Source organism: Dechloromonas denitrificans (assembly GCF_020510685.1).
Classification (GTDB): domain Bacteria; phylum Pseudomonadota; class Gammaproteobacteria; order Burkholderiales; family Rhodocyclaceae; genus Azonexus; species Azonexus denitrificans_A.
The window spans coordinates 2,104,033-2,117,588 of the sequence record NZ_CP075185.1 but is presented as its reverse complement, the minus strand read 5'-3'; the positions used below and the strand labels follow the sequence as shown (position 1 = coordinate 2,117,588).

Sequence of the window (13,556 nt, the reverse complement as noted above, 5' to 3'; positions counted from 1 at the left end):
CGGGCAAACCGGCGAGACGATCCATTGTTGATCCGGTCGTCATAAATGCGGTAATCGGCTACCCGTTTACCCTTAGCCGGTAGTTGTATCCCTGAATTTTCCATCCCTCCCGCTCTCCCTACAATCGGGCCGTGGGAGCAAGGCGCAGCGCTGGAATGCCGGCGATCTTCCCATGCCAGAAATGGCTACGCCTACCGTAACGAAATGGGAAGAATTCATGGCCGCATCACAACAATTGGTCGCCTGGTCCGACGAATTCAGTCTGAACACGCCGGAGATCGACCAGCAGCATCAGCAGTTGATCGAGCTGATCAATCACATCTGGACCGCCACCATCGACCAGCAGCACAACAAGCTCGAGACGCTCCGGATCGTCTATGCGCTGGAGCGCTATACCGTCACCCATTTCACGGCCGAAGAGATCTTCATGCGCGAAATCGGCTACCCGAAATTCGCCGCGCACAAGCAGGCCCACGACCACTTCGTGGCGCGCATCCGTCTGGAAAAAGCCCGGGTCGCCGCCGGCGAGCGACTCAACCTCGACATCGTCCATTACCTCAAGGACTGGCTGATCAACCACATCCTGGTGGCCGACAAGGATTACACGACGGAATACGCCAAGCGCGCCGCGCCGGCGACACTGCTCGGCAAATTTTTTAAAAAAATACTGGGCTAGCACGCGATGTGGAACGAATTCGCGGATCCCGCCACCCCACCGCTGCCCGCCCCGACCGGCCCACGGCTGTCGAACGAAGCCGCCATGGCGGAAGCGATGCAGGCCATCGAGCAGGGCCATATCTGGCTCGACGAAAATTATTGTGTCCGCGGCTACAACCGGGCTTACCAGAAACTGCTCGGACTACCCGATGCCGACCGCTTCCTCGGCCAGCCCTTCCAGGATGTCCTGCGCCACTTTCTCGAACACGGCGAGTTTTTCGATAGCGGCGACCATGAAGACTTCATCGCCAGGCATATCGACAGCATGGCCCTCCGCGCCCACTGGCGCAGCGAACGCGTCCGGCCGAACGGTACCGTCCTGAGCATTGTCGCCACCCCGCTCGCTTCCGGCGGCTACGTTTACAGCTATCTCGACGTCACCCGCGAAACCCGCGCCCTGGAAGAAGTCCGGCGCAATGCCAAGGCCAACGTGGTGGCCATCGCCAACTTTTCCGAACACCGCGATACCGATACCGGCGCCCATGTCCTGCGCGTCGCCCGGCTGGTCGGCCAGACGGCCCGCCGCCTGCATCGGCGCGGCCTGTTTGTCTCGGTCATCGACGAGGCTTTCATCGATCACGTATCGACGGCGAGCATCCTGCACGATGTCGGCAAGATCGTCATTCCCGACCGGATACTGTTCAAGGCCGGGCCGCTGACCGACGACGAGCGCAAATGCATGAAACACCATGCCGTCGCCGGGGCACAAATGCTCAACCAGGCCGGCCTGCTGATGCAGCACAGCCGCTACATGAACATCGGCGCCGAAATTGCCCTTACCCACCACGAATGGCATGACGGCAGCGGTTACCCGAGCGGCCTGGCCGGCGACGAAATTCCCGTTTCCGGGCGGATCTGCGCGCTGGCCGACGTCTTCGACGCGCTGACCTCGCGCCGCCCGTACAAGACGCCGTGGAGCACCGAGCGCGCCGTCGCCCAGATCCGCCAACTGATCGGGACGCAGTTCGACCCGGTGGTGGCCGGGGTCTTCCTCGAAGTCATCGAGGAGCGCAGCAAGGTGATGCTGGTCAAATGGTCGGACTCGATGAGCGTCGGCAACGAGCACATCGACGAGCAGCACCGCATCCTGATCGACACCATCAATCAGCTGGCCAGCGCCGAAACCCAGAACGACCGGACCATCGTCGCGATGATCATCGACGAACTGGTGAACTACACCGTGTTTCATTTCGAATACGAAGAGCAATTGCTCGAAGCGGCAGGTTTTCCCGACCTCGACCGGCACCGCCTGATCCACCGAGGCTTCGAGAAGTGGGTCAAGGAATTGCGCGAAGAGTTCACCTACCATCGCCGCGGCCAGCTCGGACAGCGCATTCTCGGCTTTCTGCGCGACTGGCTGCGCGATCACATCCTCGGCGAAGACCAGAGCTATCGCCCCTATATCGACGGGCTGGAAACGTCGTCCCCGGAAGCCCGATGAAAACCAATCTCCCCGTCACGTCAAACGAAGTCGCTTTCCCCAAGGGACGCTACATCGTCTCGCGGACCGACCTCAAGGGCATCATCACCTACGTCAACGACACCTTTGTCGATATCAGCGGCTTCAGCCGGACGGAACTGATCGGTAACAACCACAATGTCGTGCGCCACCCGGACATGTTGCCGGCAGCCTTTGCCTGGCTCTGGGAAACCATCAAGGACGGTCGGCCGTGGCGCGGCATCGTCAAGAACCGCTGCAAGAACGGCGATTACTACTGGGTCGATGCGCTGGTCGTGCCGGTCCTCAAGGACAACCGGACGATCGGCTACATGTCGGTGCGTACCGAGCCGACGCGCCAGCAGGTCAGCGCGGCGGAAGCCCTCTACGGCAAGCTGAAAAGCGGCACCGCGAAGATCCCGCGGCCGGGCCTCTGGCAGCGTCTTTCGCTGCGGGCCAAGATGTCCGGTTTCGTGCTCTGGCTGATCGCCGTCCAGTTGCTCGGCGCGGCCACCCACATGGCTGGTCCGGCGCTCGGGCTTGCCCCGGCGACCATAGAAGGCGCCATGCTGTTTCTGCTGGCTTCCGGCGTTCTCGCCGGGCTCGGCCTGCATCTCGTCCAGCGCGGCATGATGCGCAGCATCGCCCAGGTCATTGCGCACCAGGAACATATCGCCCAGGGCGACCTGACCGACGGCATTCCGATGTATCGCGTCGACGAACTCGGCCGCCTCAACGATTCACTGGTCACCATGCAGACCCACATGAAGGTGATGATGGCGCAAATCGCCGAAGCCGCCGACGAGGTCGGCGTCGATGCCGACATCCTGCAGGCCGAAATGGATCAGTCGCGCCAGGCGGCGGAAGCCCAGTCGCAGGCCGTCAATCACATTGCCGCGACAGTCGAGGAACTGGTCGCCTCGGTCGATGAAATCGCCCTCAGTGCTGGGCAGGCGGCGACCACGGTCAACGCCTCCGACCTCCTGCTCGCCGATGCGGTGATCCGCATGGACGAAAGCCAGCAGGCCTCGCAAAGCGTCGTCGCCACGGTTAGTAGTGCGGAACAAACGATGTCCGAGCTGTTCCGCTCGATCTCCGCCATCGACCGGGTCAGTCAGCTGATTCGCGGCATTGCCGAACAGACCAACCTGCTCGCCCTGAACGCCGCGATCGAAGCGGCGCGGGCCGGCGAATCCGGGCGCGGCTTCGCGGTCGTCGCCGACGAGGTCCGCAAGCTGGCGGAAAACGCCAGCAAGCAGACGGCCGAAATCACCAACAGCGTGCAGGACATCCAGCGCGTCACGCAAATTGCCGTGGCGACGATGGCCACCGCCGGCAGCAAGGTGGATAGCGCCGACTCAGCGGCCAGCGCCGCCCGGGCCGGGCTGGATGCGGTATCCCGGCAAGGCGAGGAAGTCGCCTCGATCTCGCGTCATATCGCCGAAGGCACCCGGCAACAATCGGCAGCCGGCAACCAGATCGCCCTCCAGGTCGAAGACATCGTCGCCGGCATTGAGCAAGCTTCGACGGCGATCCAGGCGGTCAACGAGAAGACCCTGCAGATGAAGGAAACTTCGCTGCGTCTGCAGCAGTTGATCGCCCATTTCCGGATCATCGGCTGAACGGCAACCGGCGGCTCAGCCCCGCCCGGCCTGCACCGCCAGATGGGTATGCGCCAGACGCATCAGGTCCATCGGCAAACCGAGGGCGATGCCACGCTCGGCCATGGCGCCGAGAATGTGCTGGTATTCGGTGCGTTGCCCGGCCAGCAGATCGCGCAGCATCGAGGCGGTGAACGGCGAGCCTGGCGCGATCAGCATGCCGAGCGCCCTGGCCGTCGCCGCCTCGCCGGTCGGGTAGCCGCTCAGGCGGGCGACGGCGCAGCATTCGTCGTACATCTGGCGAATCAGGCCTTCGCCGTAGGGCGTCGCCAGGATTTCGCCGACCGAGCCGCGACACAGCGTGGTCATGCCGGCCAGCGCGGCGAGGAAAACCCATTTATCCCACAGCGCCTGCTCGATATTTTCGGCGTACACGCTGTCGAACGGCGCTTTCCCGCACAACGCGATGAACTCCTTCGCCAGTTCGACGTGCGCCGGGTCGCGCGGGCCGACGGTCAGGCTGTGGATATCGTTCAGTTGCCGGACGGCGCCGCTGTCGGTAATCGTTGCCGCGATGTGGGCAACCCCGCCCATCACCGCTGCCCGGCCGAACTTGCGGTCGAGCGCCGCCAGGTGTTCGATGCCGTTCAGGAAAGGCAGCACGACGGCCTTACCGCGGGCGTTTTCGAGCGAGGCCAGCGCATCGTCGAGGTCGTAGGATTTGGGTGCCAGGATGATCAGATCGTAGATCGGCGTCACACTGGCTGCCGTCACCGTCGGCGGCTGCACCGTGAAATTGCCGTGCGGCGTCTCGATGCGCAGGCCTTCTGATGCGATCAGCGCCTGGCGCTTGTCGCGCAGCAGGAAAGTCACGTCGGCCCCGCTGCGCAGCAACTGGGCACCAAAATAGCCGCCAATGCCGCCGGCGCCGAGAATAAGAATTTTCATTTGCAGAAGCTCCTGGGAAAGTCAGACGGCGTCGGCATATTAGCCGCGCCCGGGTAATCGTGGGCATTGGCGAAATCGATGTCGGCGCGCCCGAAACGGCCGCCACCGGTCAGGGCGTGAGCCGGGCGACGCGGCGTCGGAACAGTGCGGGGCATCGAGCATCCTTTCGTTGAATGACTGCGGTTTTCGCAAGATTGTTCCAGGCCGCTTGCCTGTTCAGCACCTTGCTTGACCGACCTGTGCCATTGTGGTGAACTAACCGCAATCTATCGTTCAGTAATATTTGCAATTCGTACAAATGCCGCCTGCCGCCCACCTCGACCGACTCTCTGCCCTGCTCGCCGGCCTGGCGCCGCGCGTGCGGGTCGGCCAGCCGCCGGCCGACAGCGCACGCCTGGACATAGCCGCCGAAGCGGCACCCAGCCTGCATCTCTACCTGCTCGCCGAGGGCGAAATGGCTCTCGAGTTGCCGTCGATTACCCGCCACGCGCTGCAGGCGCCGTGCATCGTCGTCTGCCGGGCCGATGCGGCACATGCGCTGGTCGCGCAATCGCCCGCCGCCTTCCGGCACCTGATGTGTGCCCGGGCCTGGTTCGACGGGCCGGTTGCCGCGCTGCTCATGGGCGAATTTGGCGAACCGCTGGTGGTTGCGCTGGCCGGGGCCGAATCTTCGCTGCACCACGTGGTCAACCTGATTGCCGCCGAGTTGCAGGCGCCGCGCTGCGGCCAGCCGGCCCTGCTCGACCGGGCCGGCGACATCCTGTTCATCGGCCTGCTGCGCCATTTGATCGCTCACCCGAGCAGCACCGGCGGGCTGCTGAGCGGCCTGGCCGAGCCACGCATCGCCCGTGCCCTGGTCGCCATCCACGCCCGGCCGCAAGACCATTGGACCCTCGAAGCGCTGGCCGCGGAGGCCGGCATGTCGCGCACTGCCTTTGCCAACACCTTCCGCGACGTAATGCGGCAGACGCCCGGCAAATACCTCTCGGCGATCCGCCTGGCCATTGCCCGGCGTGCCGTGCAGTCGGGCAAGGGCCTGAAAATGGCAGCACGGGATGCCGGTTATACGAATTCGTCGGCCTTGTCGCGAGCACTATCGCGCCTTGGTCCACCGGACCCGGCTGGCGCCGGCTCAGTAAACCTGTAAGCCTTCCGCCCGGAACAGATCACGGGCCTTGGCCAGCGCTTCTTCGGTCGGCGGTGCGACGCCGGCCAGCGGATATTCCAGGCCGCGGTCACGCCATTTGTAGCCGCCGTGCTGCTCGAAAGGCACGACATCGACCCGCTCGACGTTGCCCAGGCCGGCGGCGTAGCGCGCCAGCGCGGCGATTTCGGCGAAATCGTCGGTCAGCCCGGGGACCAGTACGAAGCGCAGCCAGACGGCCTTGTTGAGCGCCGCCAGCACGTTGGCGAAACGCAGCACCGGCTCGAGTTCGCCACCGCTCAGCGTGCGCTGACGCTCGGCGGAAAAGGTCTTGATGTCGAGCAGCACGAGATCGACGCTGGCCAGCAGGGCGTCGTCGGCGTAATCGCCGTAATAGCCGGCGGTATCGAGGGCGGTGTGCAGGCCCATGGCCTTGCAGCCTTCGAGGATGGCACGGCAGAACTTGCTCTGCAGCAGCGGCTCGCCGCCGCCCAAGGTGACGCCGCCGCGCCCGCGCAACAGGGTCTTGCGCCGCGCAATATCGGCCAGCACGTCGGCGACCAGCGCCGGGGCGCCCTCATGCCGCTCCCAGGTGTCCGGCGCGTCGCAATACTGGCAGCGTAGCGGACAGCCGGACAGGGTCAGCACATAGCGCATGCCGGGGCCGGCCGTGCTGCTGCAGTTTTCGGTGGCATGCACCCAGCCTTCCAGATCGCCGGACTCGGTCCACGACGGGGGCGGCGGCAGGCCGGGGGTGTTCTTCAATTCGGACATGATTCGTTTCTGCGCCAGATCGCCGGGCAAGCGCAGCGCACCGGTCCTGGCCGGACGGTGCAAGGGCAAACCCGAGGCATGGCTTGGTCGGCGACCGACAAGAATGCAAAGGGAGGCGAGTTTCCCTCAAGTCGCCCGGTGTTTTCAATTGGTACTAACCACTAGTCGCCGAACATATTCCGGTGCGCGACGTGTCCGCCATCGCGCACCGGTGCGCCCCCAGACTTAACCGAGGGCCTGCCCGACCAATTTCGAGAGCGGCGTCGTCGGCCGGCCGATCAGTTGGCTCAACTGACGACCATCGTCGAACAGGCCGCCCTTTGCGGCACCGGCATCGGATTCGGCGAGCAGTGTGGCCAACGCTTCCGGCAAGCCGGCGCCGAGCAAGGCCGCCTTGAATTCGCTTTCCGGCAGATCCTGGTAGGCCACCGCCTTGCCGGACTGCTGCGTGATTTCGCCGGCCAGTTCGGCCAGCGTGTAGGACTCGTCGCCAGCCAGTTCGTAGATGCGCCCGGCCTGGTCGTCCGTCGTCAGCACGGCGGCCGCCGCTTCGGCATAGTCGGCGCGCGCCGCCGAGGCGATGCGCCCTGCTCCGGCGCTACCGAGCAGCACGCCGTACTGCAGCGCGGCCGGAATGCCGGCCAGGTAGTTCTCGGTGTACCAACTGTTGCGCAGGATCACCGCCGGCAGGCCGGAAGCGCGGATCAACGCTTCCGTTTCCTGGTGCTCGGCAGCCAGCGGCAATGGCGAGGTGTCGGCATGCAGGATGCTGGTATAGGCCAGCAAACCGACGCCGGCCGCCTTGGCTGCGTCGATCACGGCGCGGTGCTGCGGCACGCGACGACCGACTTCGCTGGCCGAAATCAGCAGCAGCTTGTCGGCCCCCTTGAAGGCGGCGACCAAACTGGCCGGCTGGTCGTAATCGGCCTGACGGACTTGCACGCCACGCGCCGCGAGATCGGCGACCTTGGCCGGATTGCGCACGGCGGCGACGATCTCGCCGGCCGGGACTTTCTGCAACAGGGCTGCGATGACAAGACGGCCAAGCTGGCCGGAGGCTCCGGTGACGACGATCATGATGAATTTCCTTTATTTCGGTGGGGGGAGTCGGCAGAATAGCGACATCGCTAACTTTTAGTAAGTACGCACTCAAAGGTAAGTACAAAATGCATCAGACCAACGAAAACGCCAACCAGCCCGCCCTCGCCGCACTGATGCGGCGCGGCGAATTGTTCTCGGAAAAATGCCCGTCCCGCGAGGTGCTCAAGCACGTCACCAGCCGCTGGGGCGTTCTGCTGCTGGTCGCCCTGCTGGGCGGCACCCACCGATTCAGCGAGCTGCGCCGCAAGGTCAACGGCATCAGCGAAAAGATGCTCGCCCAGACCCTGCAATGGCTGGAAGGCGACGGCTTTGTCGAACGCATCTCCTACCCGGTCGTGCCACCTCATGTCGAATACCGGCTGACGCCGCTCGGCGAGGAAATCGGCGAAAAGGTGGAAGCACTGGCCGACTGGATCGAGGTGAAACTGCCGGAGATTTTGGCGGCACAACGGCGAAAAGGTGAATAGCAAGGCAGCGGATGCCGAGCCCCGCTTTATTCAACGATCCCAATACGGGGTTGGCCCAAAGCGGTTGAGAAGGAATTCAATAAAGGCACGGACTTTCAGCGGCAAGTGCCGATTCGGCAGATGAATGGCGTAGATGAACCGTTCGGTTGGCACATAGCCAGGCAGCACTTCGACCAGGCGGCCTTCCTGCAGATCCTTGCCGACGATGAAGGTCGGCAGCAAGGCCAAGCCCAGCCCGCCGAGAACCGCCTGTGACAGCGCCTCGTCGTCGTTGATGCGCAGGGTGCCGGATACCGGGATCGAAACATCACCGTTGTACCCATTGAGATGCCAGACCCCTTGGGTATTCATGAAGGAATAGTCCAGGCAATTGTGCGCGATGAGATCCTCGGGAACCCGCGGAATTCCCCGGCGCGCGAGGTAGGAAGGGCTGGCGCAGATCTTTCGGCGGATCGGTGCCAACTGACGGGCCACGAGGTTCTCGCCGGGCTCGCGGGTGATGCGCAGGGCAATGTCGTAGCCCTCGTCGGCCAGGTCGACCATTCGGTCACTGATCGTCAGATCGACGGTCAGGTCGGGATAGAGCGCCATGAAATCCGGCAAGGCCGAGGCGACATGCATCGTGCTGAAAGCCACCGGCGCGCTGATCTTCAGTTTGCCGCGCGGTTCCTGATGCAAGCGGGAAATCGTCGTGTCGGCCAGGCTCAGTTCTTCGAGGATCCGGTCGCAATGCTCGAAATACGCCTCGCCGACATCGGTCAGGCTCAGGCTGCGGGTACTCCGGTGCAGCAGCCGGACGCCAAGGTCGCTCTCCAGGCGGGCGATCGCCTTGCTCACCCGTGACTTGGAAACATTAAGCCGGCGCGCCGCCTCGGAAAAGCTCCGGACCTTGACCACGTGAGCGAAGAACAGCATGTCATTGATGTCGTGCACCAGGCCCTCCCGCTGTTATCAAATTGGAAACAGTTTTGTTCAAAAATGGTGACTTATCAAGCCCGGTTTCCACCCCTATTATCGAAGCTTCGAAAAACGGCCGACCAGCCTTCTCAATAAAAACAATTAATAATCACTGAGAATGCCCGAGATTAACTCATTTGCCATCGCCGTCGGCACATCCATCGACGACCACTGTCGCCAAGCATCGACTTTTTGCACCAAATCGGGGCGCCAATTGTCGCCATTAAAGTATCAATCGAAGACGATTTTTACATGGCGCGGCAGTCCGGATTCCACTCAGTTTTGAGAAATTCACCACACAGCAAGACGGGGAGAGAAACAATGCGTTACCAGAGTTTTGAGGATTTCATCCAGCAAGTGGCGGCCCGCAATCCGGGGCAACCGGAATTCCTGCAAGCGGTTACCGAAGTCATGGAAAGCCTGTGGCCGTACATCGCCCAGCACCCGAAATATGCGGAACACGGCCTGCTTGATCGGCTGGTCGAACCGGAGCGCGTCATCATGTTCCGCGTCTCGTGGATCGACGATCATGGCGAGGTCCAGGTCAATCGCGGCTACCGCATCCAGCATTCCTCGGCCATCGGCCCCTACAAGGGCGGCATCCGCTTCCACCCTTCGGTCAACCTGTCGATCCTCAAGTTCCTGGCCTTCGAGCAGACTTTCAAGAATGCCCTGACCACCTTGCCGATGGGTGGCGCCAAGGGTGGCTCCGACTTCGATCCGAAGGGCCGCAGTCCGGGTGAAGTGATGCGTTTCTGCCAGGCTTTCGTCAGCGAGTTGTTCCGCCATGTCGGTTCCGATACCGACGTGCCGGCCGGCGACATCGGCGTCGGGGGCCGCGAAGTCGGCTTCATGGCCGGCATGATGAAAAAGCTCTCGAACCGTGCCGACTGCGTGTTCACCGGCAAGGGCCTGAGTTTCGGCGGCTCGCTGATCCGTCCCGAAGCAACCGGTTACGGCACGGTCTATTTCGCCGAGCAGATGCTCAAGCAGCAAGGCCGCAGCTTCGAGGGCCTGCGCGTCAGTGTTTCCGGCGCCGGCAACGTCGCCCAGTATTCGGTCGAGAAAGCCATGGCCCTTGGCGCCAAGGTCGTCACGGTGTCGGATTCGAGCGGTACGGTGGTCGACGAAAGCGGTTTCACGCCGGAAAAACTGGCCGAACTGATGGAGGTGAAAAACCATCTCTACGGTCGCGTCAGCGATTACGCCAAGCGCGTCGGCGCCACCTTCCAGCCCGGGCTACGTCCCTGGCACGTACCGGTGGATGTCGCCCTGCCTTGCGCAACGCAGAACGAACTGGACGGCGAAGATGCCCAGATGCTGGTGAAAAATGGCGTGATCTGCGTCGCCGAAGGCGCCAACATGCCATCGACCGCCGACGCCGTGAAGGTCTTCGAAAGCAATGGGGTGCTCTATGCCCCGGGCAAGGCAAGCAATGCCGGCGGGGTCGCAACCTCCGGCCTCGAAATGAGCCAGAACGCGATGCGCCTCTCCTGGCAGCGCGACGAAGTCGACGCCCGTCTGCACGAGATCATGTGCAACATCCATGAAGCCTGTCTGAACTATGGTCGCGATGCGGACGGCAAGGTGAGCTACGTCAATGGCGCCAACATTGCCGGCTTCGTCAAGGTGGCCGAAGCCATGCTGGCGCAGGGCGTCATTTAAATCCGCCTCAATCCCGTTGGAGATTCCCATGTTTCATGAATATCGCGACCTGATTTCCGAATTGAAGACTACCGACAGGTACTTCCAGACCCTGTTCGACAAGCACAACACCCTCGATCAGAAGATCAAGGGCATGGAATCCAAATTGGAGCCCGGAACGCCCGATGAGATCGAGGTTCTGAAAAAGAAAAAGCTGGCTATCAAGGACGAGCTGTACGCGCTGCTTCAGAAAATAAGCCTGACTCGGGTCAAGACCTGAATGCCGCAGGCAAAGCGTGCGTAGCCACAGCATCGGCACAAGCTACCGACGGTATGAAAGGTGGCCCGTTAGTTGCGAAATCGATGGCGACGTCTTCACCGGCAATTACTGGATTGCCGGAATGATTCTCGTCGTTTCGACCGCAACGGGCGGCACAAGCCAGCAACTGGCCAACCGACATCCGGAAGATTTGGCGAAAGTCTTGCTGAGAAACCTTGTCCTGGCCAACCGGGCAAGCATCACTGACGCCCCCAGGGCATCGTGAGGGAACCGCGTGCGAGATCATCAGCGGATCAATGTTGAAACCCATCTGAAGAATGCGGCGCTCTTCAATGAGCTTGGCGCAAACGAAATTGCCCGGATCGCCAAAGGAACCCGGGAAGTTCGCTGCGCCCAAGGGGAGACGATTTTTCATCGCGGCGATCCGTGCACGGGCTTTCACATCCTCATTTTCGGGCAGGTCAAGCTATCGTTCACTTCGCCCCAGGGGGGCGAGAAGATTGTCGAGGTGGTGCAACAAGGACAGAGCTTCGGGGAGGCCATGATGTTCCTCGACAAGCCCTATGTCGTTTCGGCGCAAGCCCTTAACAGCAGCCTGTTGCTGCATGTCTCGACGTCGACGGTATTCGGCGAGATGGATCGCGATCACGGCATCAGGAGCAAGATGCTGAGCAGCCTGGCCCTCCGGACGCACCACCTGATGCAGGATGTCGAAGGCTATACCCTGCTCACCGGCAAGCAGCGCTTCATCGGGTACCTGCTCGATCAGCTGGAAAACGGTGAGCTGGACGGTGAAGCGGCGAGCCTCGATCTTTCAGTTAAAAAATGCGTCATCGCTTCCCGCCTCAATCTCACCCAGGAGTATTTCTCGCGCATTCTGCGTGAATTGAACGATCTCGATCTGATTCGGGTCGAGGGCCGGCATCTGAAGATTCCGAGTCTTGAACGCTTGAGCAAGCATCAATTTGAATAGTTCCGACCTGGGAGTTGCCAGGCAGCTGGCAACTCCGCTGGTTCACCTTCAGCGCAGCACGGCAGCGTAGCCCTCCTCCGCCAGCACCTGGCGGACCGCCGGGCGGGTCAGCATCCGGCGGTAATGGGCCTGGCAGTTTTCCGGCAGCGGGATGCCGATGCGGTCGGCCCAGAATTCGACATAGAACAGCGCGGCATCGGCGATGCTGAAGTGATCGACAACGTATTCCCGGCCGGCCAGTTGGCGATTGACGATGGCAAAGCCCTGATCGATGATTTGCCGGCCCTGCGCCTTGACCGATTCGTGGTCGGCGCTGCTCGGCGAAAAGCGTTCGGTGGTGAAGATGCGGGCGAAGCCCTGGGTGTGCAGCGTATGCACGGCATGGTTCATGACGCTGAGCACCTGCACTTCGTCCTTGATGCTCTCCGGCAGCAGCTTGCGCTTCGGGTAGCTGCGCCCCAGCCACCAGGCGATGGCGGAAAACTCGGTGAGCGCCGTGCCGTCGTCGAGGACCAGTGTCGGGATGCTGGCCTTGGGGTTGATCGCCAGGTAGTCCTTCTTGTACTGGTCGCCGGCCAGCAGGTTGACGATGTAGGCCTCGAAGACCAGGCCGCACTCTTCAAGCAGGATGTGGATGCCGGTCGAGCACGAGCCGGGGGTCATGTAGAACTTCATGGTCATGCCTCTTCGTCCTCTTCCGGCAGGCCGGCGAACAGCCCTTCCCGCCGGATCATCGCCTTGAAGGCTTTCATCACCGGGCGGGAGATGGCGGTTTCGGCCAGCACGCGTTTTTCGTAAATGTGGTTTTTCAGGGCTTCGCTGGAGGCCTGCCGCGCGGTGGCGATCAGGCTGTGGAATTCTTCGCCGAAGCGTTGGCCCGAGCAGTTCTTCACGGCGTCGTAGAGGTGCTCCATGACGACTTTGTCCACCGGGCTCATCTTGCATTTGCCATCGAGAATCTTGAGCATCACCGTGGTCGCGCAATCGACATCGCTGGACGACAAGGCGTGAGCCGCCACCCATTCGGCAGCACGGCCTGGCGTCATGCGGCGACCGCGGCGGTGAGCGCCGCAGCCAGCGGCTCGTAGCCGCCATCGACGCTGAATACGCGGGTGTAGCGAAAATCGATGAACATCTGGGCAAAGGTCTTGCTCGCATTGCCCTGATAGCAATAGATGACGATCGGCGCCTCCTTCGGCAGGCGGCGCATCCAGGCCAGCAGGCGATCTTCGGACAGATGCATGGCGCCGTCGATGTGCGCCCGCTGGTAGTTGGCGATGTCCCGCACGTCGAAGATGCTGGCCGACGGCTCGGCCAAAAGCAGGACGGCGGCATCCTGCGGCGAAAGACAGTGATAGGCCGGTTTTTCTACAGTGCTCATGGTGGGCAGATACTCGGAAAGCCAGGATCTGCAAGCCAACGCAAAAGCAGTGCCAAGGCGCAGCCGCCCGAAAAACCGGGGCTTCCCGACGGCGCGGGCGAAGCTAGCCGCGCCGCCTTGTCGCCTTTACG

General features: G+C 62.5%; 17 protein-coding genes. 8 read left to right on the top strand and 9 right to left on the bottom strand.

The features are described from left to right. Positions 1 to 217: 217 nt before the first annotated feature. Genes KI611_RS10140 through KI611_RS10130 form a run of 3 tightly spaced genes read left to right on the top strand, consistent with a single transcriptional unit; the run spans position 218 to position 3,777 of the window. Complete coding sequence (locus KI611_RS10140) at positions 218 to 676, top strand: bacteriohemerythrin (RefSeq protein ID WP_226419695.1); 459 nt, start codon at positions 218 to 220, stop codon at positions 674 to 676. A 6-nt stretch (positions 677 to 682) separates the two neighbouring features. Next, the gene (locus KI611_RS10135; protein ID WP_226419694.1) at positions 683 to 2,158 is read left to right on the top strand and encodes a bacteriohemerythrin; all 1,476 of its coding nucleotides are present in this window, start codon (positions 683 to 685) and stop codon (positions 2,156 to 2,158) included. Continuing rightward, positions 2,155 to 3,777 (top strand): methyl-accepting chemotaxis protein, encoded by a 1,623-nt coding sequence (locus KI611_RS10130; RefSeq protein ID WP_226419693.1) that lies wholly within the window; start codon positions 2,155 to 2,157, stop codon positions 3,775 to 3,777. Before KI611_RS10135 ends, KI611_RS10130 begins: the two co-directional genes overlap by 4 nt. 15 nt (positions 3,778 to 3,792) lie before the next feature. On the opposite strand, the gene KI611_RS10125 is transcribed toward KI611_RS10130, so the two are convergent. Together KI611_RS10125 and KI611_RS10120 are read right to left on the bottom strand one after the other, a co-directional pair. Next, entirely contained in the window at positions 3,793 to 4,704 is a 912-nt protein-coding gene (locus KI611_RS10125) for a ketopantoate reductase family protein (RefSeq protein ID WP_226419692.1), read from the bottom strand. Then, positions 4,701 to 4,859, bottom strand: coding sequence for a hypothetical protein (locus tag KI611_RS10120; RefSeq protein WP_226419691.1), 159 nt, complete (start codon positions 4,857 to 4,859; stop codon positions 4,701 to 4,703). Before KI611_RS10120 ends, KI611_RS10125 begins: the two co-directional genes overlap by 4 nt. 143 nt (positions 4,860 to 5,002) lie before the next feature. On the opposite strand from KI611_RS10120, the gene KI611_RS10115 reads away from it, so the two are divergent. Continuing rightward, positions 5,003 to 5,851, top strand: a complete 849-nt coding sequence (locus tag KI611_RS10115) for an AraC family transcriptional regulator (protein WP_226419690.1) — start codon at positions 5,003 to 5,005, stop codon at positions 5,849 to 5,851. Here the strand turns inward: KI611_RS10115 and pflA are convergent. Then, positions 5,837 to 6,622 (bottom strand): pyruvate formate-lyase-activating protein, encoded by a 786-nt coding sequence (gene pflA / locus KI611_RS10110; protein WP_226419689.1) that lies wholly within the window; start codon positions 6,620 to 6,622, stop codon positions 5,837 to 5,839. The genes KI611_RS10115 and pflA overlap by 15 nt on opposite strands. A gap of 225 nt (positions 6,623 to 6,847) precedes the next feature. Continuing rightward, positions 6,848 to 7,699: an SDR family oxidoreductase gene (locus KI611_RS10105; protein ID WP_226419688.1), complete on the bottom strand. Its 852-nt coding sequence runs from the start codon at positions 7,697 to 7,699 to the stop codon at positions 6,848 to 6,850. 89 nt (positions 7,700 to 7,788) lie between these two features. On the opposite strand from KI611_RS10105, the gene KI611_RS10100 reads away from it, so the two are divergent. Next, a complete protein-coding gene (locus KI611_RS10100) occupies positions 7,789 to 8,190 on the top strand; it encodes a winged helix-turn-helix transcriptional regulator (RefSeq protein ID WP_226419687.1) in 402 nt (133 codons plus the stop codon). Between the two features lie 30 nt (positions 8,191 to 8,220). On the opposite strand, the gene KI611_RS10095 is transcribed toward KI611_RS10100, so the two are convergent. Continuing rightward, positions 8,221 to 9,123, bottom strand: a complete 903-nt coding sequence (locus tag KI611_RS10095; RefSeq protein ID WP_226419686.1) for a LysR family transcriptional regulator — start codon at positions 9,121 to 9,123, stop codon at positions 8,221 to 8,223. Between the two features lie 345 nt (positions 9,124 to 9,468). On the opposite strand from KI611_RS10095, the gene gdhA reads away from it, so the two are divergent. Then, entirely contained in the window at positions 9,469 to 10,812 is a 1,344-nt protein-coding gene (gdhA, locus tag KI611_RS10090; RefSeq protein WP_226419685.1) for an NADP-specific glutamate dehydrogenase, read from the top strand. 28 nt (positions 10,813 to 10,840) lie between these two features. After that, on the top strand, positions 10,841 to 11,071 hold the full coding sequence (locus KI611_RS10085) for a YdcH family protein (RefSeq protein WP_226419684.1): 231 nt from the start codon (positions 10,841 to 10,843) through the stop codon (positions 11,069 to 11,071). Here KI611_RS10085 and KI611_RS10080 read toward each other — a convergent pair. Next, the gene (locus tag KI611_RS10080) at positions 11,061 to 11,486 is read right to left on the bottom strand and encodes a hypothetical protein (RefSeq protein WP_226419970.1); all 426 of its coding nucleotides are present in this window, start codon (positions 11,484 to 11,486) and stop codon (positions 11,061 to 11,063) included. The genes KI611_RS10085 and KI611_RS10080 overlap by 11 nt on opposite strands. Here KI611_RS10080 and KI611_RS10075 point away from each other — a divergent pair. Further along, positions 11,382 to 12,044, top strand: coding sequence for a Crp/Fnr family transcriptional regulator (locus KI611_RS10075; protein WP_226419898.1), 663 nt, complete (start codon positions 11,382 to 11,384; stop codon positions 12,042 to 12,044). The genes KI611_RS10080 and KI611_RS10075 overlap by 105 nt on opposite strands. A gap of 48 nt (positions 12,045 to 12,092) precedes the next feature. On the opposite strand, the gene KI611_RS10070 is transcribed toward KI611_RS10075, so the two are convergent. Genes KI611_RS10070 through KI611_RS10060 form a run of 3 tightly spaced genes read right to left on the bottom strand, consistent with a single transcriptional unit; the run spans position 12,093 to position 13,425 of the window. Further along, a complete protein-coding gene (locus tag KI611_RS10070; RefSeq protein ID WP_226419683.1) occupies positions 12,093 to 12,725 on the bottom strand; it encodes a glutathione S-transferase family protein in 633 nt (210 codons plus the stop codon). Beyond that, complete coding sequence (locus tag KI611_RS10065; RefSeq protein WP_226419682.1) at positions 12,722 to 13,090, bottom strand: hypothetical protein; 369 nt, start codon at positions 13,088 to 13,090, stop codon at positions 12,722 to 12,724. The genes KI611_RS10070 and KI611_RS10065 overlap by 4 nt, the downstream gene beginning before the upstream one ends. Continuing rightward, positions 13,087 to 13,425: a thiosulfate sulfurtransferase GlpE gene (locus tag KI611_RS10060; RefSeq protein WP_226419681.1), complete on the bottom strand. Its 339-nt coding sequence runs from the start codon at positions 13,423 to 13,425 to the stop codon at positions 13,087 to 13,089. Before KI611_RS10060 ends, KI611_RS10065 begins: the two co-directional genes overlap by 4 nt. Positions 13,426 to 13,556 lie beyond the last annotated feature (131 nt).

Bases quoted from the DNA above. Each gene is read 5' to 3' on its own strand.
- KI611_RS10085 (WP_226419684.1), top strand. From the start codon at position 10,841: ATGTTTCATGAATATCGCGACCTGATTTCCGAATTGAAGACTACCGAC.
- pflA (WP_226419689.1), bottom strand. From the start codon at position 6,622: ATGTCCGAATTGAAGAACACCCCCGGCCTGCCGCCGCCCCCGTCGTGG.
- KI611_RS10140 (WP_226419695.1), top strand. From the start codon at position 218: ATGGCCGCATCACAACAATTGGTCGCCTGGTCCGACGAATTCAGTCTG.
- KI611_RS10060 (WP_226419681.1), bottom strand. From the start codon at position 13,425: ATGAGCACTGTAGAAAAACCGGCCTATCACTGTCTTTCGCCGCAGGAT.
- gdhA (WP_226419685.1), top strand. From the start codon at position 9,469: ATGCGTTACCAGAGTTTTGAGGATTTCATCCAGCAAGTGGCGGCCCGC.
- KI611_RS10115 (WP_226419690.1), top strand. From the start codon at position 5,003: ATGCCGCCTGCCGCCCACCTCGACCGACTCTCTGCCCTGCTCGCCGGC.
- KI611_RS10135 (WP_226419694.1), top strand. From the start codon at position 683: ATGTGGAACGAATTCGCGGATCCCGCCACCCCACCGCTGCCCGCCCCG.
- KI611_RS10080 (WP_226419970.1), bottom strand. From the start codon at position 11,486: ATGAAAAATCGTCTCCCCTTGGGCGCAGCGAACTTCCCGGGTTCCTTT.
- KI611_RS10125 (WP_226419692.1), bottom strand. From the start codon at position 4,704: ATGAAAATTCTTATTCTCGGCGCCGGCGGCATTGGCGGCTATTTTGGT.
- KI611_RS10100 (WP_226419687.1), top strand. From the start codon at position 7,789: ATGCATCAGACCAACGAAAACGCCAACCAGCCCGCCCTCGCCGCACTG.
- KI611_RS10130 (WP_226419693.1), top strand. From the start codon at position 2,155: ATGAAAACCAATCTCCCCGTCACGTCAAACGAAGTCGCTTTCCCCAAG.
- KI611_RS10105 (WP_226419688.1), bottom strand. From the start codon at position 7,699: ATGATCGTCGTCACCGGAGCCTCCGGCCAGCTTGGCCGTCTTGTCATC.
- KI611_RS10070 (WP_226419683.1), bottom strand. From the start codon at position 12,725: ATGACCATGAAGTTCTACATGACCCCCGGCTCGTGCTCGACCGGCATC.
- KI611_RS10120 (WP_226419691.1), bottom strand. From the start codon at position 4,859: ATGCCCCGCACTGTTCCGACGCCGCGTCGCCCGGCTCACGCCCTGACC.
- KI611_RS10065 (WP_226419682.1), bottom strand. From the start codon at position 13,090: ATGACGCCAGGCCGTGCTGCCGAATGGGTGGCGGCTCACGCCTTGTCG.